A 25,735-nucleotide genomic window follows, 5' to 3' on the forward strand; every position below is an offset into this window, starting at 1 on the left:
CTGTGGAGTTTCCCTGTGTGTTCCCCAAACTCAAATTCATTGCCGGCAGCCCTCGCCTTCGACGGCCAGCCCACAATGGCCCAAAGCCAAGGACGCAAATGTCACCACCAAGCCTTATTGACACCCATCCCAACCTTTCCGACACCGCTCCCGTCGCGCTCTCCTACGAGCTGTTCCCGCCGCGCTCGCCGGCGGCGGCAGAAACCCTTTGGACCACCATCAGGGAACTGGAAACCACCGAGCCCGACTACGTCTCCGTCACGTACGGTGCCAGCGGCTCAAACCGGGACACCGCCGTCGAACTCATCAACCGGCTGCTGCTCGAAACCACCCTTCGGCCCCTGGCCCACCTGACCTGCGTGGGCAACACGCCGCAGGAACTGGCAGGAATCATCGGCGAACTGCTGGACACGGGCGTGCGTGGCATCCTGGCGCTGCGCGGCGACCTTCCCAAGGACGGCGGTGAACCTGTCCCTGGGGCACTGCGCTACGCCCAGGACCTGATTGAACTCGTCCGCCGGGTAGAGCAGCGCCGCTCGGCCCTGCTGTGTGCCGGAAAGATCGCTGTGGGTGTGGCAGCCTATCCCACCCGGCATCCCGAGTCGCCCAGCGAGGCGCACGACGTCGAGGTGCTGCTGGCCAAGCAGCGTTCCGGCGCCGATTTCGCCATCACCCAGGTGTTCTTCCGCGCAGAACAGTATGCGGACCTGCTGACCCGGGCACGCCGGGCCGGCGTCACCATTCCGATTATTCCCGGTGTCATGCCGCTCACCAGCCTCCGCCGCCTGAAGCGGCTGGGCGAACTCGCAGGTGTGGAACCGGCTCCGGAACTGATGGAACGGCTCGGGGCCGCGGACAGCGATCTGGACCGGCTCCACATCGGCGTCAACGCCACGGTGGACCTGGCCAACGCAGCCCTTGAAGCGGGGGCGCCGGGCATCCACCTCTATACCTTCAATGAACACCAAAGCGCCCTCGAGGTGCTGGACAAGCTGGCGCTCCCTCGGCGCATCCATGCCAGCAGCGGCCGTAATATCGCGGCCCGCCAGCTTGCCGGCTGAGCATCGCCTCAGTCCAACCTTCACAAGACCATATATCCAAGCTCCAACCTTCCGGGAGACCTCCATGCCTGAATTGACCGCGCCCAAAAACACGTCCTTCCCCTCCGCATCCCTGCTGGGCTATCCCCGCATCGGCCGCCGCCGCGAACTCAAGAAGGCCGTTGAAGCCTACTGGGCCGGCAAGATTGACGCCGCTGCCCTGGACACCGCCGCCAAGGACATCCAGCTGAACATCGCCAGGCGTCTGCAGGAACTCGGGCTGACCGAAGCCGCCGCCATTCCCGGCACGTTCTCCTACTACGACCAGGTCCTGGACACCACGGCCTTCCTCGGCGCGGTCCCGGCCCGCTTCGGTGAGCTCCTGGATGCTAAGGGACAGCTGGACATCGATGGCTACTTCACCCTTGCCCGCGGCAACAAGGAACAACAGCCGCTCGAAATGACCAAGTGGTTCGACACCAATTACCACTACCTGGTGCCGGAAATCGGTCCGAAGACCGGGTTTACGCTCGCCTCCACCACAAAGGTGGACGAGTTTGCCTTCGCCCTCGCCAACGGCATCGAGACCCGCCCGTACATTGTTGGCCCGGTCACCTACCTGCTGCTCTCCAAGTCCTCCGACGACGCCCCGGCCGGCTTCACGCCCCTGTCCCGCCTCGAAGACATCCTGCCTGTCTATGTCGAGCTGCTCGGTGAGCTTGCAGCAGCCGGCGCGAGCTGGGTCCAGCTTGACGAGCCTGCCCTCGTGGTGGACCAGGAAACCCCGGCCGCCGAGGTCGAGGCAGCCGTGACGCGTGCCTACGAAGTCCTCACCGGCGCAGCCAACCGCCCCCAGATCCTCGTCTCCACCCCCTACGGGTCCCTCGACAACCAGCTCGGCACCCTCGCCGCCACCAACATCGATGCCCTGCACATCGACGTCTTCAAGGGCGCCGTTCCTTCCGCCGCCGCACTTGCCGGCTTGGGCAACAAGACCCTGGTGGCCGGCGTCGTGGACGGCCACAACATCTGGCGCAACGATCTGGCCGCGTCCGCCGCAAAGCTGGACGCGTTGAAGGAGGCCGCCGGTAAGGTCACCGTTTCCACCTCAACCTCAACCCAGCACGTGCCGCACGATGTTGCCGAGGAAACCCAGCTCTCCGAGCAGCTCCGCAGCTGGCTCGCGTTCTCCGACCAGAAGGCCGTTGAGGTCAAGACCCTGGCTTCTTACCTGGCCGATCCCGCTTCCGCCAAGGGGGCCATCGACGAGGCAACCGCAGTCATCGCCTCCCGTGCCGGCGCCGAAGGTGTGCGCCGCGCTGGGGTAAGGGCCCGCACCGAAGCGTTGACCGCGGCGGACTTCAGCCGCTCCGAGTACTCTGTTCGCGAAGCAGCCCAGGAAGCGGCGCTGCACCTGCCGCCGCTGCCCACCACCACCATCGGTTCGTTCCCGCAGACCTCCGAAATCCGCTCCGCCCGGGCCCGCAACATTAAGGGCGAGCTGAGCGATGAGCAGTACCGGCAGCTGATGAAGGACGAGATCAAGCGCGTCGTGGACCTGCAGGAAGAGCTCGGCTATGACGTCCTGGTGCACGGCGAGCCCGAGCGCAACGACATGGTGCAGTACTTCGCCGAGAACCTCGAAGGCTTCGACGTGACCGTCCACGGCTGGGTCCAGTCCTACGGTTCGCGCTGCACCCGCCCGTCCATTTTGTGGGGCGACGTCACCCGCAGCGCTCCGATCACCGTCGAGTGGGCCAAGTACGCGCAGTCACTCACCAGCAAGCCTATGAAGGGCATGCTCACCGGCCCGGTCACCATCCTGGCCTGGTCCTTCGTCCGCGATGACCAGCCCCTCGCCGAGACCGCCAACCAGGTTGGCCTCGCCCTGCGCGACGAAATCGCCGACCTGGAGGCAGCCGGCATCAAGGTCATCCAGGTGGACGAGCCCGCACTGCGCGAACTCCTCCCGCTGCGCAAGGCCGACCACGAGGACTACCTGAAGTGGTCGGTGGACTCCTTCCGCCTGGCCACCGCCGGCGCTGCGGACGCCACGCAAATCCATACCCACCTCTGCTACTCCGAGTTCGGCGTGATCATCGATGCGATTGACGGACTGGACGCGGATGTCACCTCCATTGAGGCCGCCCGCTCCCGCATGGAGGTGGTCCACGATCTGGAGTCGCACGGCTTCGGCCGCGGCGTTGGCCCGGGCGTCTACGACATCCACTCGCCGCGCGTCCCCGGCGAGCAGGAAGTTACCGAACTCCTGAGCACCGCCGTCAAGCACGTCCCGTCCCGCCAGCTCTGGGTGAACCCGGACTGCGGTCTGAAGACCCGCGGCTACGCAGAGACCGAAGAATCCCTGCGGAACCTGGTCAAGGCAACCCAGACGGTCCGCGCCGGCCTGCTTCAGGCGGCCGAATAACCACTCCATAAGAAAGACTCAAGGTCCGGTGCGCTCAGCGCACCGGACCTTGGGAAGCCGGGCTAACGGCCGGCTGGTAACCTCAGGTGGCCGGCCGGCGTCGTACGTTAAGCAGTCAGTTCAGGACTCCCAGAGGATCTCGTCGTCCACGACGCCATCTTCGTCGGCGGAGGCCACCAGGACTTCGTCCGTGAAGTGTTCGCCCAGAGTGAAATCAAGGACGAAGTAGCGCTCAGGCTGCCCGGGGAAGATGCCCACGTGGCCCAGCTTCAGTGCCTTCATGAAGACCTCGTTGTTGAGCTGGCGGCGGTCGGTCACGCCAAAGACTTTTTGCAGGTGCTCGTCCTTGAGGACGCTGCAATGGAAGTGCAGGTACTCCTGGGGGCTGGTGCCTTCCTGCTCCAGCTCCGCCGCAATCATCTCCCGGACCTCGTCCACGAGCTCCGGCAGGAACCGCAAGCGGTATTCCACCTTGCGCAGCGCGGCTTCGTCGAAGTGGTCGTGCGCGGTGATGTTCAGGTCGAGTTCCAGCGGGTGGCCGCGCAGCTCATGTTTGGCGGCGATGGAGTGTTCCCTGCCGTGGTTGAGCTCGATTTCTCCAAAGTGCCGGCTCGCTACCTTGTTCATAGTTTCAACATAGACCCCAACAGCGGTGCATTCCAGCGTTCGGTCCTAATTCACGGCTGTACGCATTCCGGCCAGTGTTTCGGCCAGGAGGTCAACGAACAGCTGGACCCGGGCGGTTTTCCTGTCATTGATAAGGAGCGCAAAAACGTTCCGGGCCAGGCGGATCTCGGGAACGTCCAGCACCACCACGCCCGCCGGCTTGTGCCGTAGCGCCAGTTCCGGGACCAGGGCAGCTCCGAGCCCGGCTGCCGACATTTCCAGGCTGGCATGGAAGTCATCGCTGTGGGCCACCACGCGCGGGTGCAGGTTGCAGCCGGCGAAGAGCCGCTCGATGACCATGGCGTCACTGGTGCCGGGATGGTGCATGATCCAGGGCATCTCGGAGAGGTGGTCTGCGGCAACGTTGGCGTCGGAGCGGAAGCCCCAGCCGGCGGGCAGCACCACGCGGAAGTCGTCGTCGCCGATCCACTGGCGGTTGATGGTGTTCGGCCACGCGAAACCGGTTTGTCCTACCTGGAACACGACGGCGAGGTCCAGGTCTCCGCCGGTGCGCAGCCCCTGGATGGTTTGTCCCGGTTCGGCCACGGACACTTTGAGGTCGATGCCCAGGTTCTTCCATGCCGGGTTCTTCAGGATGCGCGGCAGGACATAGGTTGCCAGGCTGGGAAAAATCCCCAGCCGCAGTTCCTGGCTGGACGAGTCCTGCGTCCTGGAGGCTGCTGCCATCAGGGCTTCGATGTCCGTGAGCACTTTGGCGGCGTGCCGGGTCATGACGACGGCGGCTTCCGTGGGAACCACTGCGCGTGCAGAGCGGTGAAACAGGACGACGCCCGTGTCGCGTTCCAGCGCGGACATCTGCTGGGAGACGGCCGACGCCGTGTAGCCCAGTGTCGCTGCTGCGGCCGCGAACGAGCCCAGGCGGGTGACCTCCAGGAGGGTCTTCAGGTGTACCGGGTTTACCACCAGCCCACAGTACTCCGCCGGGCGCGGACGATAGAACTGCTCCCCGGCCGCTTCCTCCTGCTGCAGCGCCTGCCCGGCTGGAAGGAGGAATAACGACGGCGGGGCGCGGCGCCGTCGTGCGCTTGGTCACTGGGAGGAGTTCCGAAGGTCCCTCCGGAACCCCTCGGTGGTGCCTGGAACCGCCCGCCGCGGGGCCGCGACACGCCGTCTTTCCGGCGACACGCTGGGCGTTAAATGTGGCTAAGTACTCCACAGGATGTGGATTCCGTCTGCAAAATCGGCGGGATTCCGGACATTTTGAGGGTGCCTGCCTGTGGATTAAAGGTGCATTAAATGACATACTTGTAATACATCATCTTGGGGTTCCAAAGTGGCGTCTGCACTAGATGTAGTATCTAGATACAGCTTGGGCGGGAACACCGGACCAGCAAGTTTTCCAGAAAAGGGGACAGGAACCATGACCGTAACGGTTTACACGAAGCCTGCTTGTGTTCAGTGCAACGCCACCTACCGGGCGCTCGACAAGAAGGGCATCACCTACCAGAGCGTTGACATCTCCCAGGACGCCGAGGCCCTCGAGCGGCTGAAGGCACTGGGCTACATGCAGGCTCCCGTTGTGGTCACCGACCAGGACCACTGGTCAGGCTTCCGCCCGGACAAGATCGAGGAACTGGCGCTCTCCGCCGTTTCCTCCGTGGCTTAGGGATTATTCCTTCCCCTGCCAACCATCAACCAGCTGAGGTGACTCCCACGGCAGCATCAGCAGTCCAGGATTCCCGCGCGGCTCAGCGCGTGGTGATTCCTGAGCAGGCGGCAGCGGTGTCCACCACCAGTCAGCTCATCTATTTCTCCTCGGCATCCAAGAACACCAGCCGCTTCGTGACGAAGCTAGGCCGTGACGCTGCAAGGATCCCGCTCTACGCAAAGGATGCACCCCTCCTCGCCACCCGGCCGTTCGTGCTGGTGGTACCCACCTACGGCGGCACCGGGGGAGAGGGGTCCGTCCCCAAGCAGGTCATCCGGTTCCTGAACAACCCGCAGAACAGGCAGCTGCTCCGCGGGGTCATCGGTGCCGGCAACACAAACTTCGGGGACAACTACTGCCTGGCAGCGGACATCGTTGCCGCCAAATGCCAGGTGCCCCACCTTTATAGATTCGAACTTATGGGAACGCCGGAAGACGTCACCCGGGTCAACCAAGGATTGGACACGTTTTGGACACGACTGTCGCAGACACAGAAGTAACCAGGGCCAAGAAGCCCGAGATGCCCGCCGCCTACAAGGGGCTTGGCTACCACGAGCTGAACGCCATGCTGAACCTGTACGGTCCCAATGGCGAGATCCAGTTCGAGGCGGACCGCGAGGCCGCGCACCAGTACTTCCTGCAGCACGTGAACAACAACACCGTGTTCTTCCATGACCTGGAAGAGAAGCTGGAATACCTGGTCAAGAACGACTACTACGAGCGCGAAACGCTGGACCAGTACACGATGAACTTCATCCGTGAGCTGTTCAACCGTGCCTACAAAAAGAAGTTCCGCTTCGAGACCTTCCTGGGCGCGTTCAAGTTCTACACCTCCTACACGCTGAAGACGTTCGACGGCAAGCGCTTCCTGGAGCGCTACGAGGACCGCGTGTGCATGGTTGCCCTGCACCTGGCGCGCGGCAACGAGCAGCTGGCCACCCAGATGGTGGACGAAATCATCGAGGGCCGCTTCCAGCCTGCAACCCCCACGTTCCTGAACGCCGGCAAGAAGCAGCGCGGCGAGCTCGTCTCCTGCTTCCTGCTCCGCATCGAAGACAACATGGAATCGATCGGCCGCTCCATCAACTCCGCCCTGCAGCTGTCCAAGCGCGGCGGCGGCGTGGCGTTCGCGCTCACCAACATCCGCGAAGTGGGCGCCCCCATCAAGCAGATCGAGAACCAGTCTTCCGGCGTCATCCCCGTGATGAAGCTCCTCGAAGACAGCTTCTCCTACGCCAACCAGCTCGGTGCCCGCCAGGGTGCCGGTGCCGTGTACCTGCACGCACACCACCCGGACATCTACCGCTTCCTGGACACCAAGCGCGAGAACGCGGACGAAAAGATCCGCATCAAGACCCTCTCGCTGGGCGTCGTCATCCCGGACATCACGTTCGAGCTGGCCAAGAAGGACGAGGACATGTACCTGTTCTCCCCGTACGACGTCGAACGCGTCTACGGCATGCCGTTCTCCGACGTCTCGGTCACCGAGAAGTACTACGAGATGGTGGACGATTCCCGGATCAAGAAGACCAAGATCAAGGCCCGCGAGTTCTTCCAGACCCTCGCCGAGATCCAGTTCGAGTCCGGTTACCCGTACATCATGTTCGAGGACACCGTGAACCGGGCCAACCCGATTGACGGCAAGATCATCATGTCCAACCTCTGCTCGGAGATCCTCCAGGTTTCCCAGCCCACCACGTACAACGATGATTTGTCCTACGCGGACACCGGCAAGGACATCTCCTGCAACCTGGGCTCGCTGAACATCGCCAAGACCATGGACTCGCCGGACTTCGGCCTGACCATTGAGACGGCCATCCGCTCACTCTCGGCCGTCTCGGACATGTCCAACATCACCTCGGTGCCGTCCATCGCCAAGGGCAACGACCAGAGCCACGCCATCGGACTGGGCCAGATGAACCTGCACGGCTACCTTGCCCGTGAGCGGGTGCACTACGGTTCCGAAGAGGGCCTGGACTTCACCAACATTTACTTCTATACGGTGGTGTACCACGCCGTCCGGGCCTCCAACCTGCTGGCCATCGAGACCGGGCGGACCTTCGGCGGTTTCGAGAAGTCCAAGTACGCCTCGGGGGAGTACTTCGACAAGTACACGGAGCAGGAGTGGGTGCCGCGGACCGAGAAGGTCCGGGAACTGTTCAAGAACGTGCACATCCCCACGCAGGCTGACTGGCTGGCGCTGAAGGCGTCCGTCATGGAGCACGGCATCTACAACCAGAACCTGCAGGCTGTGCCGCCCACCGGCTCGATCTCCTACATCAACAACTCCACCTCCTCGATCCACCCGGTGGCGTCCAAGATCGAGATCCGCAAGGAAGGCAAGATCGGCCGCGTCTACTACCCGGCGCCGTACCTGACCAACGACAACCTGGAGTACTACCAGGATGCGTACGAGATCGGCTACGAGAAGGTCATCGACACCTACGCCGCTGCCACCCAGCACGTGGACCAGGGCCTGTCCCTGACGCTCTTCTTCAAGGACACCGCCACCACGCGTGACATCAACAAAGCCCAGATCTACGCCTGGAAGAAGGGCATCAAGACCATCTACTACATCCGTCTCCGCCAGCTTGCGCTGGAAGGGACTGAGGTTGAGGGCTGCGTCTCCTGCATGCTGTAGTCCCCGTGGTCGAGCCTGCCGAGACCATGCCTTGACGTACGACGGCGGGTGCCCGCCCGCCGTCGTACGCTTTAACTTAGAGAAACCCACCCAACGTTTAGGGGATGACATGACCGAGAAGGTCAAGCTGCTGAGCCACGTCGAAGCCATCAACTGGAACCGCATCCAGGACGACAAAGACGTGGAGGTCTGGAACCGGCTCGTCAACAACTTCTGGCTGCCGGAGAAGGTGCCGCTGTCCAACGACGTCCAGTCATGGAACACGCTGACGCCGGCAGAACAGCAGCTCACCATGCGCGTGTTCACCGGACTGACCCTGCTGGACACCATCCAGGGCACCGTCGGTGCAGTCTCCCTGATTCCGGACGCGCTCACGCCGCACGAGGAAGCCGTTTACACGAACATTGCGTTCATGGAGTCGGTGCACGCCAAGAGCTACTCCTCGATCTTTTCCACGCTGGCCTCCACGAAGGAGATCGACGAGGCATTCCGCTGGTCCACGGAGAACTCCAACCTTCAGAAGAAGGCCCAGATCGTCATGGACTACTACCAGGGCGACGATCCCCTGAAGCGGAAGGTTGCCTCCACGCTGCTGGAGAGCTTCCTGTTCTACTCGGGCTTCTACCTGCCCATGTACTGGTCCTCGCGCGCCAAGCTTACGAACACGGCCGACCTGATCCGCCTGATCATCCGCGATGAGGCCGTGCACGGCTACTACATCGGCTACAAGTTCCAGCGCGGCCTGGAGACCCTGTCCGAGGAGCGCCGCCAGGAGATCAAGGACTACACGTTCGAACTGCTGTTCGAGCTGTACGAGAACGAGGTCCAGTACACGCACGATCTCTACGACGGCGTGGGCCTGGCCGAGGACGTCAAAAAGTTCCTGCACTACAACGCCAACAAGGCCCTCATGAACCTGGGCTACGAGGCGATGTTCCCGTCTTCCGTCACCGACGTGAACCCGGCAATCCTCTCGGCGCTGTCACCGAACGCCGACGAGAACCACGACTTCTTTAGCGGGTCCGGTTCGTCGTACGTGATCGGCAAGGCTGTCAATACCGAAGACGAGGACTGGGACTTCTAGTCCGACCCTACGTATTGTTCTTCACTTGAAACTACCCCGCGGGCGATAGCATGCGGGGTAGTTCCGTACCGCCCGGCAATTGCCTCGGCCAATGCGGCGGCCGGGCCTTCCCTCTACCCCGGTGGCTGTTCCCCTGCCGGTGCACCAGAGCCTCAAGTGCGTACCTCCGGGGGCGTCCGCGTGCCCGGCAACAACGTGTGTAAGGTGCGTCTCTCCTTTGACGGCTACGCGGGGGAGACCTGGCTAACCAGCCCCAGAGTGTTCCCCTCGCTGTCCCGGATGAACGCCATCCACTCCTCCGTGCCGGCGGGTCCCAGCAGGTCATCTTTGTGGCCGAAGATCAGGTGCGGTTCGGCAACTATCTCAACTCCCCGGCCTCTAAGTTGCTCCACAGTGCGATTTACATCGGGAACGCCGAGGTAGAGAAGTGACTTTGGCGCGCCCCGCTCCAGCAGCAGCCGCACGCCGTCGAGATCGAAGAACAGCAGCCCGGGCGGGTCAAACACGGCGAGGGGTTTTGCCGAGAGCAGCCTGCTGTAGAACTCCGCTGCCCGCTGGAGATCGCTGGCGTGCTGGGCCACCTGAATCAAGCGCATGACCCCGCCTTTCCGGGTATGGTCGAGGCGTCCATCCTGCTCGGGAAGCATACGTACGGGCGAGCGTTCCTGACTCCTTTTCCCGCTTGGGGGCGGATGGGCATTGGGCTGCCAGCGGCCGAAGATCCTGTCAGGCCATCCAGCGCCACCAGCGCGGCCGCTCCGGTTCCGGCGTCGGTTCCGGCTCCGGCTCCTCGCCCAAGGCCCGCGCGGCCTCAACGATGTCGTCCGCGGTGAGCGTCATGACAGCTTCACGATCGAGCTCGTCAAGGCTTTGTTCCTCGTCGCGCGACAGCCGCAGCGCCTGGCGGTTCAGCGCCTGCTCAAACAGCGTGCGGGCGAACCGTGCGTTGCCCGAGTCCTCGCCCGCGTGGAGCCCGGTGAAGATACGGCGCAGCATCTGGTCCGCGCCCGGCTCCAGCGTGTACTCGTGCTGGGCCAGCATTTGGTGGAAGATGGTCTGGAGTGCGTCGACCGAGTAGTCGGGAAAAGTGATCTCGCGAGCGAACCGGGAGCGAAGTCCGGGGTTCGAGAGCAGGAAGGACTCCATCAGCCGCGGGTACCCGGCCACGATCACGACCAGGCGGTGGCGGTGGTCCTCCATCCGCTTGAGCAGGACCTCGATCGCCTCGGGGCCGAAGTCCGTCCGGCCGTCCTCCGGGGCCAGCGCGTAGGCCTCGTCGATGAAGAGGACGCCGTCCAGCGCACGCCGGATTACCCGGTCCGTCTTGATGGCGGTCGTGCCGACGTACTGCCCCACCAAGCCCGAACGGTCAACCTCGACCAGGTGGCCTTTCTGCAGCAGGCCGACCGCGCGGTACATCTCGGCCAGGAGCCGCGCCACGGTGGTCTTGCCCGTGCCCGGGTTTCCGAGGAACACCAGGTGCTGTGATGTGGCCACCTCCGGCAGGCCGTGCGTCTTACGGCGGGCCTGGACCTGGAGCAGTGCGACGAGGGCCCGCACCTGTTCCTTCACGGTCTCCAGCCCGACCAGCGCGTCGAGCTCTGCCTGCACCTCGGACAGCGGCCGGGCCGGCCCGGGCCTTGCACCGATAAGATCGCCGACCAGGTCGTCGACGCGCTCCGAACCGGGCAGCTTGAGCTGATCGGCCAGGTGACCGATGGTTTCGCGCAATTCGTCGAGCGGATGGCGGCTGGGAGCCATACCTCCACTGTAGTACTGGAATTCCCACACGGCTGGGTTCAGCAGTATCAACTCTTTTTGGCCGTGGCATTCACGAGGTACAGGCAGGCTCTGTTGGATAAAACGGCACTGGCTGTGGTTGCCGTGCTGGTTACGCTGAGGCTGTGGAACGTGTGCTGCTGGATCAGGTTATCCAGACCGATTACGGGCAATTGGATCTTTCGTGGGTTGAGGACGGCTTCTTTGACGGCGACTTTGACCGTTCATACCAAGGGCAGGTCAACTGCTTGGCGGGCGCCGCCCATCCGAATGCGGTGCACGTCAACCTTGCCCGACGGCTCCTACCGGCTGCGTGTCAGTGCCAGGGGCCGGGACGAAGGGCACATCGGGGAGTTCGCGGAGGGCACGGTCGATGAGTACCTCCTTCAACTCTGGCCCGCCGCCTGGCAGCCCGATAACATACTCCGGACCGGAAGCGAGAACGCGAGGTACTGGCATCAAGAAGTTGGCAACCGCCGATAAGACAGCATGATTTCGGATCGCAATCTGGGTAACTTGTTGGTACTCGTGGTTGAGCAGTCAGCCGGCACGGCACTCGACGAGGGTCACCGACAATGACATCCGCTGCCTGAAGGGTGTAGCAGCAGGTGAGGGCGGCCCGGCAGAGCGGGCCACCGCCGTAGGCCGGTTTCACGAATGGGGGACCGGCCCACGGTCGAGCTCGCAAGACGTGCCGATCCCCGTCCGCCACGCTTTCCTGGGCACAGACGACCCGAAAGGCTTCTTACCCCTTTCCCGGGCAGGCGCAAGCTGGCCTAAGCCATAACCGATTGCCTCCTCTGCTTTGCACGGGCATTTTGGGGATCACTCCGCCGCAAGTCGCGCACTCAGACCTCAGGAGGAGTGCATACGTGCCCGTCGGCGTCCACGGGGTAACCGCAGAGCGGGCATACGGGACGTCCCGCGCCCACCACCTCACGCGTACGCTTGGTGAACGCACGGGCGGTGCCCACCGGCATCCGTACCAGCAGCATTTCAGGTGCTTCGATGCCGTCCTGGTCAAGAGCTTCGTTGTTGTTACCAGCACCGACATCGGCGATTGGGTAAGCCTCTATGACCACCTGCGCCGTCGTTGGGTCCCAACCTAAGCTCATGGCACCGGTTCGAAACTGCTCCTGAACGGCCTCGAGCTGATCGTTGTCGACCAATTCAATGGGAGTACTGGTGGGAACGCTGAAGGGGTTGCCCTCGAGGGCGACGAGCTGGTCCAGAATGTCGTCGATCTTCTCGGCGAGCAAAGCCGACTGTTGCTTCTCCAGTGCGACACTCACGATTTGGGTGCCTGCGCGTACCTGCAGGTAGAACGTCCGCGCCCCCGGAACTCCGATGGTGCCGATGACGACCCGATCCGGCCAGGAAAACTCATGAACACGTGTAGGCATGCCAGTATCTTAGGCGACCTGGGGTCACTGCTCTGCCGGAGAGGCACCGTAACTTCCGACCGTCGCCAGAGTGGATGCCGTTCAGTCTTTACGCCCCGAACCCCGTGATCTTGTTTAGGGGCGGGGTGCAGTCACCAGAACTTCTCGATAGCGCGCTGGGAGACGCACGATCTTGAATTCGGAAAGGTCAAGAAGGCGCCGGGCTCCAGTCAGTGTGTCAAGGATCCAGAAGACCCCGTCCTCACGAACTGTGCCCGTTACGGGGCCTCGGTGGACCAAGGTGTCCTTGTAGAAGGCCTCGATAGCGTCTCCTGGGAAGAGTTTGTCGCAGGATCCGGTGACAACGTCGTCTTTGCTGATCATGATCTGTCCTTTCGACTTTCGAAGGCTCCCCCGCTCCTATCCTTCCGGCGCAAGGTTGCCTGCAGGTGTCATCCGGATGATCTTTGCCTGACGTCTTTTTAGCATGGCCTTCAGCCTCACATCACCCGTGGCGTCGCCGGCAGCTTCCATGCCTTTACCGCGGCCTTCTTAGCCACGTTGTCAATCAATTCCGAGTCCAGTGCAATCGGCAGGCGCAGAACCCCAGTGCCGATCCTGCATGCTGGCGAAGATAGCCGCGCGGACCGGCAGGAAGGCGGCGACGCAGGTGCGCCTGGCCCAGCCCGGTGAATTCAGTAAAAAGACATAAGCTCTACGAGCTCTCCGACGCGGTCCTCCGGGTAGTTCCTGGCAATGTCTGCCTGGGTAAGGATGCCGACCAGATCATGGCCGTCGATAACGGGCAACCGGCGCACCTGGTGCTCTTCCATTGTCCTGATCGCTTCCTCAATGGAGTCGTCGGCACCAATGGTCACCGGCTTGCCCTGGCCAAAATCTCCCGCCTTTGCCGTGCGCGGGTCCCCTCCCTCGGCGAAGCACTTAATGACAATGTCGCGGTCCGTGATCATGCCTTTGAGCCTGTTGTCCTCGCCGCAGATTGGCAGCGCGCCGACGTTGAGGTCTTTCATCTTCCGGGCCGCCGCCTCCAGCGTTTCGTTCTCACCGATGCATTCAACGCTGCCGGTCATGATTTCACGAGCTGTGGGCATGGTGCTCTCCTTCGGTTCGTTGTTCCGGTATCCAAGTCGCGCCAGCCACGCAACAGTCTCGGTGGGGCACCTAGCACGTCAAGGTCACAAATTAAAGGTAAGTATGCTGAGCGTTAGTGTCCAGACCGAATAAAGGACCTGACAGCGCATAGCTGGCCGGTAAGTCCTGTGTGAATCAGCTGGTGTTTGCTACGGGGGCCTTGTTCACCCTTCAGCCCAGTACTGCTGCACCCCGGCTGCAGCCTCCCGAAGTTGCCTGCCGCCCAGCATTATAGAAGTCTCCTCCAACCCCAAGTCGAGCCACTGGGCAACCAGGCGAAGCTCGCCGGCAGGGGGGAGCGGCCAGAGCCAGAGCAGGCCTGAGCCGGAAAATTCGTCACCACCGCCGCTTCCCCCGCCGTTGTTGAGAACGAGCGTCGGTGGTTCGGGTTGCTGGCCGCCACTTTCCATCAAGCCGTGCGGCCCCATAATGCCGGTGCTGGCTTTTAACCCATCGGGGAACTGCACGCCGAACATAAGTCCTGTCTGCCGATCCTTGCTGCGACGGATGCCCATGCCTGGCTGAAAGAACAGATGCTGCAGGTCAGCCCAGTCCTCGTCACTCTGGTCCCTGCGGCGAAAGAGCCAGGACAGGTTAAAGGAGCAGCCGGTGGAGTGCACAACAGCGCTCTTGACCGCCACAACCATGGTGGGGCTTCGGTGCAGGAACTTACCGAGATGGACTACAACAGGCAGCTCATAGGCCGGCGCAGCCGTCCACGGCGGCGGAACGTATCTCGTTGTCCTTGGCGGCGCCGGCATCGGAGGCGCTGGGAAGTCTTGAAAGAAGGTCATGCTGGTCCTTTGTTCGGTGCCTGCGACCGACCAGCGGAGCAGCGGCACCGCCGCCGCGGATCCCCCAATCCGTCTAGTTGCGCTAGTTTAGCCCTCCTCTTCCCCCGCTTTACAGCAATAGGGTGTAACTGCAGGGCCAGGTCCGTACAGATCCCTATGCAGATGCCGAGGCTAGTGGCTACCGGCCTGGTGGAGTTGCCGCGCGGCAGCTCCGGCAAGAATGGGCGAAGGTTTGAAGCCTTTGAACGTCAGGTACAGCCCCAGGGACAGCTCCCAGAGGAAGATGGGCAGGGTCGCAACCGCGGACAGGACGGAAACCTTGGCTGTTGATGCCGAACATGGTGGTGATGGCCGACACGAGCAGCAGCGGGGCTCCGATCAGTCCCAGGATGGGGATAACGCGCGGTACGAGCCGGGACCGGAATAGAAGGTAGCCGAGCAGCAGCGCGTTGAAAGCCGGAATGGTCCCGAGTCCCAGGAGGAACGTCCAGTCGCGAACTGCGACAAGTGCCTGGCCGGCGCTGACCAGTGTCCCGGGCTCCGCATTGGCAGCTCCGCTCTGCCTCAGGGTTACCACGGCCAACAGGCTGACAACGCCGATCGCGATGACTGCGGCCTCGAGAGTGCGTGCCGTTACAAAGCCGAGCGCCAGGCTATCGTTCTGCCGCCTGACCACTGGGAACAGGGCCACCGCAGTGCCCACGCAGGCAAAGGCGTTGATCAGGTCAAGCAGGCAGCCCCAGACGACACCAGTGTCATCGCCAGGACTGATGATGTAGCTCGCATCGCTCAAGACAGGCCCCAGAAGGAAGACCGCAGGAATGTAACTGGCGGAAATAACGAGGTAGAACACTCCCGCGATGAGCGCGGTCTTCCTGACTGAATCCAAGGCCTTTCTTTCCCGTGTTTGCGGATGGTTCGTGCACTTGGCCACAGCCTAGTCGTCGGCAGGTCAATGCGCCGATGGCCTGATCAGCGATGCCTGGGGTTAATACCGGAACGCAGGTGCGCTCCCTGATCCAGGGACAGAAATGAATGCCGTGGCCAAACGCCAGATGCCGGTTCTGAACACGGTCGACATCGAATTCGGCAGGCCGCTGGAACTGCCCCTCGTCGCGGTTGGCGGAGCCGATCCAATCCACGACCGGTGCGCCGGCGGGAATCACTTGGTTTCCCAAGGTGGTCTCCGTGGCCGTCGACCGGTACATGGACTGGACCGGCGATCAAAAGCGCAGCACTTCCTCGATGGTTTGGGGAAGCAGGGCTGGTTCCCTCAGCAGGCGGTCCATGATGCCCGGGTACTCAGCAAGGCACAGAACAGTATTGCCGATCAGTTTGCTGGTGGTCTCATTGCCTGCGACGAGCAGCAAGGCGCAAAAGCCCAGCAGTTCGGGCACCGTCAGTTTTTGCCGTCAATTTCCGCTGACAGCAGGGTGCTGAGCAGGTCCCGGCCTGGCTGGCTCCTGCGTTCATCGATCAGGGCCAGAAAGTAATCCGTCATCTCCATGTTCGTGGCGTGGTGATCTTGATTGGCCGAGACGGACCGCGTTTGGCTGACAATCACGTCGGACCAGTGTTTGAAGCGCTCGCGGGCCTGCGTAGGGATACCCATGAGTTGGAGATCACTATGACCGGCAATGGGTACGCCACTTCCTCAATCAGGTCTGCGCTGCCGCGGGTCGCAATCCCATCCAGAAGCTCGTCGGTGATCCCGGCGATGCGGGGAGCCAACGCGTCCACGGCTTTGGGTGCGAACGCTTGGGTGACCAGGGAACGCAGTTGCCGGTGCCTCGGGGGATCGGTGGCAATCAGGCTCGAGGCGAACAGTTGATGGACTGACTGAAGTCCATGGCTGGCCTCTCTGCTCGCCGGGTTAGCACCGCGGATTGCGGTTACCTGTGTATCCGCTCCTGCCAGTCTGCGGGTACCTTGTCTGCGGGTGCAGGTGCCGGCTGCTCCACTGGTCGCGATTGGGGATCCGGAAGCCGCGGGCCGCGAAAGAACTTTTTCGTGGTGTGCTCGTAGAACCAGTCCTCCCCGGGCTCAAAGGACCTCATGACGGGGTGACCCTCGGTGCGGGCATGGGCACTGGCGTGCTGCGAGGGTGATGAATCGCAGCACCCGATGTGGCCGCATTGGGCACAGCGGCGAAGATGCAGCCACCATCCTGGACCGTCACCGCTGAGGCACTCCAGGCACCCTGTGCCACTGGGTGCCGCAACGAGGCTGATTCCCAGAACAGCGCGATCCTCCATGCGGTCCTCCATATCCATGGCTCCGGTTCTGCTGAGTTATCCCGCTTGCCCGCCGTCGGGAGCTATTTTGGCAGAATTTCCGGGCACTTGGAATGACAGGCCGGATGCAGGGAGCACCCCTTGTCCCCAATGTTTCGGCGCGAGTATCGTGAGGGCCACCGAACCATTGACCCGGAAAGACGGCGGCCATGGATGTCTCGGTTCCGATTATGCTGATTGTCACCACAGACACGGCATCTCGGCGGATTCTTGAAGATGAGTTACGCCGACGCTACGGCGCCGACTACGAGGTGGTGGCCTGCGCCGACCACGCCCACGGGCGGGCGGTGCTTGAGGGGCTCCGGCGCTGGAAACGCCAGGTCGCCCTCATACTCGGGTGCTACAGTCCGGGTGACCACGGTGGACTCGATTTCCTGCGGCGCGCCTATGGCTTTCATCCTGCCGCCAAGCGTGGTGTTGTGGTGATCTGGGGCGACTTCGCCAGCGCCCCCGCTGTCTTCCACGCTATCGCCCTTGGCCACGCCGAATTGCTGATCATACGTCCCGAACGGTCGCGCGACGAAGAATTTCATGGGGCGATTACCGACGCCCTCGATGACTGGCACCTGGCCCAGGGGGTCGCGTTCGAGGCGGTCCGGCTGATCGGGGAGGTGACCGACGAAAGGACTCACACGCTGCGAGACTCCTTGAGCCGAAACCACATCCCTTCCGTCTTCCACCCTGTGGGATCCGAGACCGCGCAACGGACGCTTGAGAGCCTGGGCCTGCGCAACCCTGCACTGCCGGTCATGGTGCTGCAGTACGCCGCTCCACCCATTGTCCTCGAGAACCCCAGTGACCTGGAGATCGCCCAGGCCATGGGGGTGACGCGACCGCCACCGGGGGACAAGATCTTCGACGTGGTGGTCGTAGGTGCCGGTCCCTCAGGACTTGCGACCGCGGTTTATGCCTCCTCCGAGGGCCTCTCCACCATGGTGGTGGAGGGAGAGGCTGTGGGAGGCCAGGCCGGCACCAGCTCGTTGATCCGGAACTATCCTGGCTTCTCCCGCGGTGTGAGCGGCGCCCACCTGGCCTACCGCTCATTCCACCAGGCCTGGACTTTGGGCACGGACTTCCTCTTCCTGCGGAAGGTAGAGGGGCTCGGCGAGGATGGAGGGCTGTACAGAGTTTCGATTTCCGACGGCACCCTCGTACGGTGCCGCACAGTCGTGGTGGCTACCGGCGTGGACTACCGCCGCCTCGGCATACCTGAGCTGGAAAACCTGCTCGGCAGGGGCGTCTTCTACGGGGCCACAGTGTCCGAGGCTCCGTCGATGGCAGGAAAGCATGTCTGTGTGGTTGGTGGCGGCAACTCGGCCGGACAGGCGGTTCTGCATCTTGCGAGGTACGCGGCGAAGGTAACGCTGCTGGTGCGCGGACCCAGTCTGTCGGTCAGTATGTCGGACTACCTCATCTCTCAACTTGTGGCTACCCGGAACGTTGCTATCCGCTACAGCACCATAATTGTGGGTGGCCGCGATCGGGATGGATTCCTTGCCGCCGTCAAAGTCGCCGCAACCGGAGCCGGCGCAGGCCCGAGTGAGGAGATCGAGGCGGGCGGCTTGTTCGTGCTGATCGGTTCGGTGCCGCGGACAACCTGGCTGCCCGACACTGTGGAGCGTGACCCAGCCGGTTTTCTGCGCACGGGCGCCAGCCGGAACGTCAGGGACGACGGGTCCGGAAGGCCGGACAGGGCGCCGCTGGCGCTGGAAACCAGCATGCCCGGCATTTTCGCGATCGGCGACGTGCGGGCCGGTTCGATAAAACGAGTGGCTACCGCCGTGGGGGACGGCGCCACCGTGGTTTCCATGCTTCACACCTACCTGGCGGAGAACCCCTTGCCTGCCTCGGACCCTGCCCCTGGTGAGGCAACCGCACCTGAGGAGCTGCCCGGTGATGTCCGCTTCAGCTAATGCCACACCCTTGATTGCACCGATGCGGCGGCTGCTCTACGTCGCCGCGTTCCTCGTGTTTCTTGCCGGGCTCGTGCTGTTCGTGTTTCCGCTCCGAACTGCGGAATGGTTCGCCTGGACAGTCAATCCGCCAATGACGGCGGTGTTCCTCGGGGCGGCATACTGGGCGAGTGCGGGCCTGGAGGTGACGGGGGCCCGCTCAGCGGATTGGGATTCAGCGAGGCTGGCCGTCTGGCCCGTGTTCGCCTTCACGACGTTGACCCTCGGAGTCACCCTGCTACATCTCGATCGCTTCCACCTGTCGCCGGACAATGCCCTGCTTGCGCAAGCGGCTGCGTGGGCATGGCTGGCGATTTATGCCATCGTTCCCGTGGCAATGCTCGTCATCAGTCGGATGCAGATCCGGTCCCGGCGCCCTGATCCAGAGTCCAGAACTGAGGGACGGCCAGTGTTGCCCCCTGCGCTTCGGCTGCTGCTTGTGGGAATCGCAGCGGTACTGCTGCTGTATGGCGTGGCGCTCCTGGCAGTACCCGTTCCTGCCGCCACATGGTGGCCATGGCCACTCTCCGAACTCACAGCAAGGGCTGTCGGAGCATGGCTGGTGGGTCTTGGGTGGGCGGCAGCGCAGGGCCAGTTGAGTGACGACCTCCGCCTGGTCCGCCCCGTGGCCCTCACCTCAGTTGCCTTCGTCATCCTGCAGGCGCTTGCCTTGCTGCGGCATGGCGACGCCTTGGCTTGGCCAAGCGCGCCGGCGATCGCGTTCGTAACCGTACTAGTTGCCATTGGAGTGGCTGGCGGATGGGCGCTCGCACTGTCCCGCCGCCACTAGCCGGGCCGGAAAACTCACCCGATCTTCCGCCTGGGCTGGATCCTCCGAATGGTCATCCGCGAACCCTGCGGGGCCGCAGTCGGCGTGAACGCCTTGGGGTCTGTACCATCCGCTGCCGGGTGCGGCGCCATGGCATATGCGGACGGCTGCTGCCAGGTTCGGCGGCAGGGGGAGCGGAAGCCACCAGAGAGGAGCCGTTCCGGCGGCGGCGCAGCCGCAGGATGACGAATACCGTCAAGCCGATCCAGACGAAAGCAGCGCCCAAGATCAGGATTACCAAAGGAATCGCATCCATGGCTCAGTGTAAGCGCGGAAAAGACACTGCGCGTGGCTCTACAGCAAGGGTTACTAACCCGTTATTACAGGAATTCTGACACTGTCGTTACCCTTCCATGATTTTCCAGCCGCTCATGCGCTCCGGCCGCCCGACGCCTTCGGCGCCCTCAACCATGACGGTGGAACTGAGTCTGGGATCTGCCGGGGACTCATCGAAGCTGCTGCCAGTGCTCAGGGCTTGAGATTCAAATGGTTCCGGTCACACGGACACCGCCAACGGCCCCCGTCCAGGGAGTATCGCCCGGAGTGGGCAGCACCAAATGCGCGAAAACGTACCCCTGCTGAAGCGCAATGACCTGGGAAGTGGCGCCGGCGCAATCCAGTGCGAGTTCCACCGGCTGAAAGGTGGCACCGGGGAACTCCTGCCCGATATAGATTCTTGCACCGGAGGCACCAACACAGGCAGCGGTGACGGTGTACTGCCCGGCCGCGGGCACCTCCTCGAATTTGCCAAAGCCCCGCAGCGGGCCATCGAGTGGTCCCACATCGTAAAGGAGGACTGGACCCGGCGACGTCCGGAGGAGCCGCTCGAGCACAGCGTAGTTCTCAGACTCCTTCTTCAGGACCTGCAAATCGTTGTAGGGGTGGACGGATGCTGTTGCGGGCGCGGGGACAGCGGTTGGGGTGCGCTCAGGCTCAGGGTAGTCATAGGAGCAACCCGTCATTCCGCCAACAGGGATCAGGCACAGGGCAAGCGCCAGTAGGGGCGGCCTGTCCTTGATTTTCACCCTTCCATAGTGGGCACACGTGCTGCTCAAAACAACAGCCTTCGCAGCCGGCAAGCTTCCTCAGCCTTGCGGAGTAGCTTCTCCTCGTTTCGCTAGGGCTGCCACCCCAGCCAGGCGACAGCTTCCTGCACCACGGGGCCCGGCACGGTGTGGGGCCCGGCAAACTCGCGGTAAGTGACGTCGTAGCCATCCCGTACAAGGGATGGCACCAGCCGCCGGCTGGTGCGGTCAATAGGCAGGACGCTGTCACTGTCCCCGTGTGAAACGAAAACTCTCGGCTTGCCTGCCTTGGGTGCCAGCGGAACAAAGCCGGGGGAAAACGCAACGACGTCGGAAAACAGGTTTCCGTTTGCCAGGCCCAACCCCAACGCATATGAAGCCCCGTCCGAGAAGCCGCCGATGGCTACGCGGTTCAGGTCCACGGAGACCAGCTGGAAGATCCGCTCCAGCGCTCGGTTAATAACATCCACGTCAGGGCCGAAGGCGCCACGGACGCCGTCCCAGGTGGAGCCCCGTGATGAGGGTGCCGCCATGATGATCCTGTGGGCGTCGGCGAATGCGGAAAGTAAAGCCAATCCTCCTGCTGCCTCTCCTCCGGCACCGTGCAGCAAAAGAATCAGCGGGGCGGGCACGCCCACTTCCAGCCCCGTCGGCACGTAAAGCAGTGTGTCCCTCGCGGATTCAAGACCCAGTCCATGCTGCCCGGGAATGGGCAAGGAGACGGGCGCGCCTTCCGGCCTGGCACTCAGAGCAGCAGGATTCCGCTGTGCTTCCCGATGCTCCATATCTACCTCCGAACAGGTGGAGAGGGCAGCAGCCGCGGCGAGGGCTCCTGCGCAAACCATCAAACATCGTCGTGCTATCACAGGCGTCGGCTTCCGCGCAGGCGGGCAAGCAAGCGCGAGCTCACCCAGGCAAGGGAGTCAGCAGGACCAGCCATGTCCCAGTATCCCCCGGGCATGATGCCTGCCGCGAGAGTAAAAATACCGCGACGTGCGGGAAGATCGCTCCATGACTGACGTTCACCGAAGCGGGCAGCTTGTATGCCGCGACGACGACCTTGCCGCCGTCGTCGAGCATCTTGCCCACCACGTGGCGCTTACCCGTGCCGAAGCCGGCTGTATCTCATTCTCCGTTACCCGCACCGGCGACCCACTGCCCTGAGCGCAGGGCTTAGAAACTGGTCACCAGTTCGCCGAGCACCCCTTCCAGCCTGGTGGGATCGGTGGCGTCGTAGTAGTGGGCCCCGCTGGCCCTGGCTATTTCCTTCAGCGTTGGGACGTCGGCGTCCGGTCCGTAAGCAAGCGTAAACACGAGCACCGGCGTCGAGTGGTTCTGGTGGCTCAACTGTTCGGAGAGCCCGCCCAGGTCGCCCGGGTGGGTGGTGTCGTTCTTGCCGTCGCTCAAAAGCACGATGCTGTTGATGAAGGTGTCCTTGTAGTCCTTGGCCTGATCGCCGGCGAAGCGGCCCACCGCTTCGAAAAGGGGGGTAGCGTCCACTGCCTTGAGGTCATTGAGCTTGGCGATGAGGTCCTCTTTGTTGGTGCTCAACGGGGCAACCGGGCTTACGATGCCCGGCGTCAAGGGACCGTCGCCAACTTGGGAGAAGGCGGCGAGCCCGATCTCGTCCTCACCCACAAAATGGTCCAGCGCTTTGAGCACGGCATCCTTGGCCCGCTGCAGCTTGGTCAGTCCGGGTTCCTGCACCATTGACTCCGAGACGTCCAGCAGGAACAGTGCCCTGGCCCGCTTCCGGACCTCGGGGAAGCTGTCCTGGATGGCAGTAAGAGTTTCTGCCTTGGGCAGCGGGAGCGGCTGGAGCGTTTCAGCGTAGCGTCCGGTTCCCGCCACAGCGGGGTCCAGGTCACCCTGGATGGTGCGGTACCCGGACGCCTTGACCACCTGTTGGCCCTGTTCCGTCACTGCGAACGTGAGGAAATCCTCCGCCGCCAGACGCTGCTGGTTTCCCACCCATTCGCCGTCAAGGATTACCGCCGGGTTGTCCGCCACATGCACGCCGTCAGTGGGATAGATCGGGCGGAGGGGCTCCTTCGGCGCGGGGCCCGACTGCTTCGTCAGCCCGTCCTCGCTGACCACTCCCCGGTTGTAGTCCCAGACAGATTTTTCATCCACGATCACGGCGGAGAGAAATTCTGCGACGTTCCCGGCGTCGTCAGCCTCCCTGGTGTGCCACAGGAAATGCTCGGGGGTGGCCATGTAGTGGCTGGTGCCCAACTCCACACCGCGCACTTTCTCCACCAGGGACGGTGCGTCCACGTCCATGCCATCCACACCGCCCACGCTGCCGCCGGCGGCACCGTAGGAAGCAGCAAGGGCCATCAGACCCGACGTGGAGACGAGCGGACTGGCCTTGCCGAACTTGAACTTCCCCCAGTCACCATGGCCGAGGCGCTCCCAGACATTCTGGTCTTCTGCCATCCGGAAGACCTCTGACCACGACGGCGGTTTGCTGTCCCAGCCGAGGGCACCAGTCATCGTCTCCGGCATGGCAACAACGACGGCGCTCCGGGCGACGCTGGTTCCCTCCCCGGAGACAGGGCTTCCGACGGCGGATCCCCCTGCGATTCTTAGCCACGCGGAGGAGTCCGGCAGCCAGATGGAAGGCCTCTCGGTTGCAGGGACGCCGGGAAACTGCGCGCCAACCTTTCCGGCAGCGGTCCCCGATTTTTCCTGGGTCACTGCCGCGGTTACACACTTGCCGTCCACGCTGCGGGGCTTCGCGGTGTACTCCGCTGCCAAGGCCCGGACCATGTCTGCGTTCTCGAGCGAAGTAAGGATGTTCAGGGATATACAGGGAGCGCTGCCGGCAGCAGCGGCAGGACTGTCCTGCGCCAGGGGTTCGCCCGTTGAAGGTGGGCTGCCGGTCCCATCCTCCCCGGAACCGGCTGGAAAGATGAGCCCCCGCAGCAAAAAGGCGCCGCCCACCACGAGAAGTGCCACGGTGGCCGCCGCAGCGATCCAGACCCAGCGTGGATAAATGGGGTCAGTTGCTGCGCGTCGGCGGCCCATGCTCGTTTCCTTTGACAGCCGCCCGGTTCCCCGTATGAACGGTGTCAGCTCAATTCGGGCGGGACCGGACACCGGTATGGGGAGCCGACGACGGCTGGGGGAGGCGTTCGCGGTCTCAGACGAAAGCCCTCGTCGCCGGCTCCGCTCACCACGCTATAGCCATTGCCTGCATGGCACCCGAGTAATGGGTACCTAATTGGGAACTTGGCACTACGCACCTTCGCTGCCCCATCGCTGCTGGATCTTACGGGCGCACAGCGGGTAATCCGGCAGGTTCAGAATGAACCCGGCCCGGTGGACATCCTCGTGAACTCAATCCAGGGGGATGGACACCAGCTGGGGAGCATGGTCCCCAGCTGGGTGCCGGTCATCGGCAGGATAGCCGACGACGTCGAGCGCCACGAGGTGTCCGCCCTCGCCCTCGGTGAAGAGCGCCAGGGCCGTGCTCGCCTCTGCGGGGAACACGAGGTCCGTGATGGCGGCGAGCCCGCCCTGGGCGAAGACCTCGACGGAGCAGCGGTCGAGGTAGATCCGCATTCGCAGGCGTCCATCCGTCAACGGCACTGCCACAGTTTCAACGGAGGGGAAAGTTTTGCTGAAACCCACGTGGCCCGATCCCCGACGGTCCAGCCGCAGGAATCCCTCTGGAACGTTGTAGCTGACGAGCGTGCACTCGCCTTCCCCTGCCCGAAGCACCAGCCCAACGCTTTTTGCCGCACCAGGTTCAAATTCAACATCGATGCGTGCAACGGCTGCCGCCGCCGGAAGTTCCACAATGCCCGATGCCAATGGCTGCCGCCGGAGGCTGAAAATAGGCGAGCCAGCCGGCAAAAAGGGGTCGATGGCCTGCTGCCGAAGCGCCACGTTGCCGTCCATCCTGGTCAGCGAGACCTCCACTCCCCGGTCGGCGTCTCGCGGGCGTCACTATATGCAAAACGTTTTGCAAAGGTCAAGGGCAGTCCTGATCAATCCGTTCTTCAGGTGTTTGATTCCCGGCGTGAGTAGGAGGACCCCGATGGCGTCCGTTCAAGCAGTCCGAAATCCACCAGGTAGCGGCGGAGCAGTACCACATCGTCCGTATAGCTGATGAGCCGTTCGTTGACCTGCCTTTCTGTCAGGCGTTCGCCCGGCTCCATAGCTTCCTTGGCGATCCAGGAAAGGAGCTCCCGGCGTTCGCTTTTGTTGGCCGGGTACCTTTCGATCCGGCCCAGCCGCATGAAGCGGTCAACGCCAGTTTGTGCCTGCCGTGGTTGCTGGGAGAGCAGATCGCGAAAAACCGATGCCGAGGCCTGCATGCCACCTGAGGCAGTCCGTTCAACCAGCCCGGCATCAAGGAGGGCAGTAAGGGCCCGCTGCCACCGCCGGTCATTCAGGTCAGGATGGGCAGGGGAGTCTGTGGTGCCCAGGACGATCTGTGCGTAAGCCTGCCGGGCGTCATCGTTGGCCAGTGCTGCCATGACGCGCCGCCAATGGGGTCCGCTTTGCCCGCTCCTTCCAGCCACGGTTTGCTCCTCAGTCCGCTTCTGCCTTCCGGCTCCGTCCCTGTGCTTGAGAATCCTAGTCTTGATCCGGCGTGACGGAATCCTTACTGCGGAAAAACTGGGGTCTGGATCAGGACGGCTACCCGGTTTACATTGGTTCTTGGCTTATGCAACGGGCCCACTCATCACTGATACAGGAGGGGACCATGAGCCCCAACCCGAAACAACCCATGACCGATGACAGCATCCAGGTCCGCCAGGTCAATCATTACCAGTTCAGCTGGGTGGCCGGAGAAGCCGGACAGCCTGGCACCTGGACTCTCCAGCTGGTCCTTGACCAAGGGGCGTGGGAAGAAGTTCTCACGCTGGACGCCGAGGATGCCGAGGTTCTCCAGAACCTCCTGAAACGTTCGGCAACCGTCTACTATGATGTGCGGCGGCGGACCCTGATGTTCGGGACAACTCCAGCAGGGCAGTAATCAGCTGGCC

General features: G+C 63.1%; 27 protein-coding genes and 1 pseudogene. 10 read left to right on the forward strand and 18 right to left on the reverse strand.

Features of this window, described 5'->3' with window-relative positions; genetic code table 11:
• Positions 1-98 precede the first annotated feature (98 nt).
• Both FDW84_RS03560 and metE read left to right on the forward strand, forming a co-directional pair.
• The gene (locus tag FDW84_RS03560; protein ID WP_138606656.1) at positions 99-1,061 is read left to right on the forward strand and encodes a methylenetetrahydrofolate reductase; all 963 of its coding nucleotides are present in this window, start codon (positions 99-101) and stop codon (positions 1,059-1,061) included.
• Positions 1,062-1,125: 64 nt separating this feature from the next.
• Positions 1,126-3,468 (forward strand): 5-methyltetrahydropteroyltriglutamate--homocysteine S-methyltransferase, encoded by a 2,343-nt coding sequence (gene metE, locus FDW84_RS03565; protein ID WP_138606658.1) that lies wholly within the window; start codon positions 1,126-1,128, stop codon positions 3,466-3,468.
• Positions 3,469-3,588: 120 nt separating this feature from the next.
• Here metE and FDW84_RS03570 read toward each other — a convergent pair whose 3' ends face one another.
• Positions 3,589-4,095, reverse strand: a complete 507-nt coding sequence (locus FDW84_RS03570; RefSeq protein ID WP_138606660.1) for a DUF2004 domain-containing protein — start codon at positions 4,093-4,095, stop codon at positions 3,589-3,591.
• A gap of 45 nt (positions 4,096-4,140) precedes the next feature.
• Entirely contained in the window at positions 4,141-5,058 is a 918-nt protein-coding gene (locus FDW84_RS03575; RefSeq protein ID WP_138606662.1) for a LysR family transcriptional regulator, read from the reverse strand.
• Between the two features lie 457 nt (positions 5,059-5,515).
• Here FDW84_RS03575 and nrdH point away from each other — a divergent pair, with 457 nt between their 5' ends.
• The 4 genes from nrdH to nrdF all read left to right on the forward strand — a co-directional run bounded on the left by nrdH (position 5,516) and on the right by nrdF (position 9,528).
• Positions 5,516-5,761 carry a glutaredoxin-like protein NrdH gene (gene nrdH, locus FDW84_RS03580; RefSeq protein WP_013601222.1) on the forward strand — a complete coding sequence of 82 codons (246 nt, stop codon included), beginning with the start codon at positions 5,516-5,518 and terminating at the stop codon, positions 5,759-5,761.
• An 89-nt stretch (positions 5,762-5,850) separates the two neighbouring features.
• Positions 5,851-6,303 (forward strand): class Ib ribonucleoside-diphosphate reductase assembly flavoprotein NrdI, encoded by a 453-nt coding sequence (gene nrdI / locus FDW84_RS03585; protein ID WP_138607195.1) that lies wholly within the window; start codon positions 5,851-5,853, stop codon positions 6,301-6,303.
• Between the two features lie 20 nt (positions 6,304-6,323).
• Positions 6,324-8,444, forward strand: coding sequence for a class 1b ribonucleoside-diphosphate reductase subunit alpha (nrdE, locus tag FDW84_RS03590; RefSeq protein ID WP_138607193.1), 2,121 nt, complete (start codon positions 6,324-6,326; stop codon positions 8,442-8,444).
• A 109-nt stretch (positions 8,445-8,553) separates the two neighbouring features.
• Positions 8,554-9,528 (forward strand): class 1b ribonucleoside-diphosphate reductase subunit beta, encoded by a 975-nt coding sequence (gene nrdF / locus FDW84_RS03595; RefSeq protein WP_138134964.1) that lies wholly within the window; start codon positions 8,554-8,556, stop codon positions 9,526-9,528.
• A 224-nt stretch (positions 9,529-9,752) separates the two neighbouring features.
• Here nrdF and FDW84_RS03600 read toward each other — a convergent pair whose 3' ends face one another.
• The 11 genes and pseudogenes from FDW84_RS03600 to FDW84_RS03640 form a co-directional block, all read right to left on the reverse strand.
• Complete coding sequence (locus tag FDW84_RS03600; RefSeq protein WP_138606664.1) at positions 9,753-10,124, reverse strand: VOC family protein; 372 nt, start codon at positions 10,122-10,124, stop codon at positions 9,753-9,755.
• A gap of 130 nt (positions 10,125-10,254) precedes the next feature.
• Complete coding sequence (locus tag FDW84_RS03605) at positions 10,255-11,289, reverse strand: AAA family ATPase (RefSeq protein ID WP_138606666.1); 1,035 nt, start codon at positions 11,287-11,289, stop codon at positions 10,255-10,257.
• 866 nt (positions 11,290-12,155) lie between these two features.
• On the reverse strand, positions 12,156-12,710 hold the full coding sequence (locus FDW84_RS03610) for a DUF3090 domain-containing protein (RefSeq protein ID WP_138606668.1): 555 nt from the start codon (positions 12,708-12,710) through the stop codon (positions 12,156-12,158).
• 114 nt (positions 12,711-12,824) lie between these two features.
• Positions 12,825-13,073, reverse strand: coding sequence for a hypothetical protein (locus tag FDW84_RS03615; protein WP_138606670.1), 249 nt, complete (start codon positions 13,071-13,073; stop codon positions 12,825-12,827).
• Between the two features lie 311 nt (positions 13,074-13,384).
• Positions 13,385-13,801 (reverse strand): CBS domain-containing protein, encoded by a 417-nt coding sequence (locus FDW84_RS03620; protein ID WP_138606672.1) that lies wholly within the window; start codon positions 13,799-13,801, stop codon positions 13,385-13,387.
• A 204-nt stretch (positions 13,802-14,005) separates the two neighbouring features.
• Entirely contained in the window at positions 14,006-14,461 is a 456-nt protein-coding gene (locus tag FDW84_RS03625; protein ID WP_240721361.1) for a hypothetical protein, read from the reverse strand.
• 352 nt (positions 14,462-14,813) lie between these two features.
• Entirely contained in the window at positions 14,814-15,524 is a 711-nt protein-coding gene (locus tag FDW84_RS03630; protein WP_205754721.1) for a DUF4386 domain-containing protein, read from the reverse strand.
• Between the two features lie 193 nt (positions 15,525-15,717).
• Positions 15,718-15,843 (reverse strand): annotated as a pseudogene (locus FDW84_RS19615) (cytochrome P450); the annotation flags it as partial.
• A 15-nt stretch (positions 15,844-15,858) separates the two neighbouring features.
• Positions 15,859-16,032 carry a hypothetical protein gene (locus FDW84_RS19620; protein ID WP_240721362.1) on the reverse strand — a complete coding sequence of 58 codons (174 nt, stop codon included), beginning with the start codon at positions 16,030-16,032 and terminating at the stop codon, positions 15,859-15,861.
• A 2-nt stretch (positions 16,033-16,034) separates the two neighbouring features.
• On the reverse strand, positions 16,035-16,247 hold the full coding sequence (locus FDW84_RS19625) for a hypothetical protein (protein WP_240721363.1): 213 nt from the start codon (positions 16,245-16,247) through the stop codon (positions 16,035-16,037).
• Positions 16,248-16,527: 280 nt separating this feature from the next.
• Positions 16,528-16,890 (reverse strand): UBP-type zinc finger domain-containing protein, encoded by a 363-nt coding sequence (locus FDW84_RS03640; protein WP_138606676.1) that lies wholly within the window; start codon positions 16,888-16,890, stop codon positions 16,528-16,530.
• A 188-nt stretch (positions 16,891-17,078) separates the two neighbouring features.
• On the opposite strand from FDW84_RS03640, the gene FDW84_RS03645 reads away from it, so the two are divergent.
• Both FDW84_RS03645 and FDW84_RS03650 read left to right on the forward strand, forming a co-directional pair.
• A complete protein-coding gene (locus FDW84_RS03645; RefSeq protein ID WP_138606678.1) occupies positions 17,079-18,842 on the forward strand; it encodes an NAD(P)/FAD-dependent oxidoreductase in 1,764 nt (587 codons plus the stop codon).
• A complete protein-coding gene (locus FDW84_RS03650; protein WP_240721364.1) occupies positions 18,826-19,671 on the forward strand; it encodes a hypothetical protein in 846 nt (281 codons plus the stop codon). Before FDW84_RS03645 ends, FDW84_RS03650 begins: the two co-directional genes overlap by 17 nt.
• A 521-nt stretch (positions 19,672-20,192) precedes the next feature.
• Here FDW84_RS03650 and FDW84_RS03655 read toward each other — a convergent pair.
• Both FDW84_RS03655 and FDW84_RS03660 read right to left on the reverse strand, forming a co-directional pair.
• Positions 20,193-20,735 carry a hypothetical protein gene (locus tag FDW84_RS03655; protein WP_240721365.1) on the reverse strand — a complete coding sequence of 181 codons (543 nt, stop codon included), beginning with the start codon at positions 20,733-20,735 and terminating at the stop codon, positions 20,193-20,195.
• 92 nt (positions 20,736-20,827) lie between these two features.
• Positions 20,828-21,391, reverse strand: coding sequence for an alpha/beta hydrolase (locus FDW84_RS03660; RefSeq protein ID WP_205754722.1), 564 nt, complete (start codon positions 21,389-21,391; stop codon positions 20,828-20,830).
• A 355-nt stretch (positions 21,392-21,746) separates the two neighbouring features.
• On the opposite strand from FDW84_RS03660, the gene FDW84_RS03665 reads away from it, so the two are divergent.
• Complete coding sequence (locus FDW84_RS03665; RefSeq protein WP_205754723.1) at positions 21,747-21,899, forward strand: putative quinol monooxygenase; 153 nt, start codon at positions 21,747-21,749, stop codon at positions 21,897-21,899.
• Positions 21,900-21,908: 9 nt separating this feature from the next.
• Here the strand turns inward: FDW84_RS03665 and FDW84_RS03670 are convergent, their stop codons facing one another.
• The 3 genes from FDW84_RS03670 to FDW84_RS03680 form a co-directional block, all read right to left on the reverse strand.
• Positions 21,909-23,765: a vWA domain-containing protein gene (locus FDW84_RS03670; RefSeq protein WP_138606682.1), complete on the reverse strand. Its 1,857-nt coding sequence runs from the start codon at positions 23,763-23,765 to the stop codon at positions 21,909-21,911.
• A 312-nt stretch (positions 23,766-24,077) separates the two neighbouring features.
• Positions 24,078-24,662 carry a glycoside hydrolase family 32 C-terminal domain-containing protein gene (locus tag FDW84_RS03675; protein ID WP_240721366.1) on the reverse strand — a complete coding sequence of 195 codons (585 nt, stop codon included), beginning with the start codon at positions 24,660-24,662 and terminating at the stop codon, positions 24,078-24,080.
• 80 nt (positions 24,663-24,742) lie between these two features.
• On the reverse strand, positions 24,743-25,267 hold the full coding sequence (locus FDW84_RS03680) for a DUF2087 domain-containing protein (RefSeq protein ID WP_240721367.1): 525 nt from the start codon (positions 25,265-25,267) through the stop codon (positions 24,743-24,745).
• A gap of 185 nt (positions 25,268-25,452) precedes the next feature.
• Between FDW84_RS03680 and FDW84_RS03685 the strand changes: the two genes are divergently transcribed.
• Positions 25,453-25,725, forward strand: coding sequence for a hypothetical protein (locus FDW84_RS03685; protein ID WP_138606684.1), 273 nt, complete (start codon positions 25,453-25,455; stop codon positions 25,723-25,725).
• Positions 25,726-25,735: the final 10 nt, after the last annotated feature.

It is taken from the genome of Pseudarthrobacter sp. NamE5 (assembly GCF_005796225.1).
GTDB lineage: Bacteria > Actinomycetota > Actinomycetes > Actinomycetales > Micrococcaceae > Arthrobacter.

Bases quoted from the DNA above. Each gene is read 5' to 3' on its own strand.
- FDW84_RS03685 (WP_138606684.1), top strand. From the start codon at position 25,453: ATGAGCCCCAACCCGAAACAACCCATGACCGATGACAGCATCCAGGTC.
- FDW84_RS03600 (WP_138606664.1), bottom strand. From the start codon at position 10,124: ATGCGCTTGATTCAGGTGGCCCAGCACGCCAGCGATCTCCAGCGGGCA.
- FDW84_RS03645 (WP_138606678.1), top strand. From the start codon at position 17,079: ATGGATGTCTCGGTTCCGATTATGCTGATTGTCACCACAGACACGGCA.
- FDW84_RS03670 (WP_138606682.1), bottom strand. From the start codon at position 23,765: ATGGGCCGCCGACGCGCAGCAACTGACCCCATTTATCCACGCTGGGTC.
- FDW84_RS03570 (WP_138606660.1), bottom strand. From the start codon at position 4,095: ATGAACAAGGTAGCGAGCCGGCACTTTGGAGAAATCGAGCTCAACCAC.
- FDW84_RS03620 (WP_138606672.1), bottom strand. From the start codon at position 13,801: ATGCCCACAGCTCGTGAAATCATGACCGGCAGCGTTGAATGCATCGGT.
- FDW84_RS03650 (WP_240721364.1), top strand. From the start codon at position 18,826: ATGTCCGCTTCAGCTAATGCCACACCCTTGATTGCACCGATGCGGCGG.
- nrdH (WP_013601222.1), top strand. From the start codon at position 5,516: ATGACCGTAACGGTTTACACGAAGCCTGCTTGTGTTCAGTGCAACGCC.
- nrdE (WP_138607193.1), top strand. From the start codon at position 6,324: ATGCCCGCCGCCTACAAGGGGCTTGGCTACCACGAGCTGAACGCCATG.
- FDW84_RS03610 (WP_138606668.1), bottom strand. From the start codon at position 12,710: ATGCCTACACGTGTTCATGAGTTTTCCTGGCCGGATCGGGTCGTCATC.
- FDW84_RS03560 (WP_138606656.1), top strand. From the start codon at position 99: ATGTCACCACCAAGCCTTATTGACACCCATCCCAACCTTTCCGACACC.
- FDW84_RS03665 (WP_205754723.1), top strand. From the start codon at position 21,747: ATGACTGACGTTCACCGAAGCGGGCAGCTTGTATGCCGCGACGACGAC.
- metE (WP_138606658.1), top strand. From the start codon at position 1,126: ATGCCTGAATTGACCGCGCCCAAAAACACGTCCTTCCCCTCCGCATCC.
- nrdF (WP_138134964.1), top strand. From the start codon at position 8,554: ATGACCGAGAAGGTCAAGCTGCTGAGCCACGTCGAAGCCATCAACTGG.
- FDW84_RS03640 (WP_138606676.1), bottom strand. From the start codon at position 16,890: ATGGAGGATCGCGCTGTTCTGGGAATCAGCCTCGTTGCGGCACCCAGT.
- FDW84_RS03605 (WP_138606666.1), bottom strand. From the start codon at position 11,289: ATGGCTCCCAGCCGCCATCCGCTCGACGAATTGCGCGAAACCATCGGT.
- FDW84_RS03615 (WP_138606670.1), bottom strand. From the start codon at position 13,073: ATGATCAGCAAAGACGACGTTGTCACCGGATCCTGCGACAAACTCTTC.
- FDW84_RS19625 (WP_240721363.1), bottom strand. From the start codon at position 16,247: ATGGGTATCCCTACGCAGGCCCGCGAGCGCTTCAAACACTGGTCCGAC.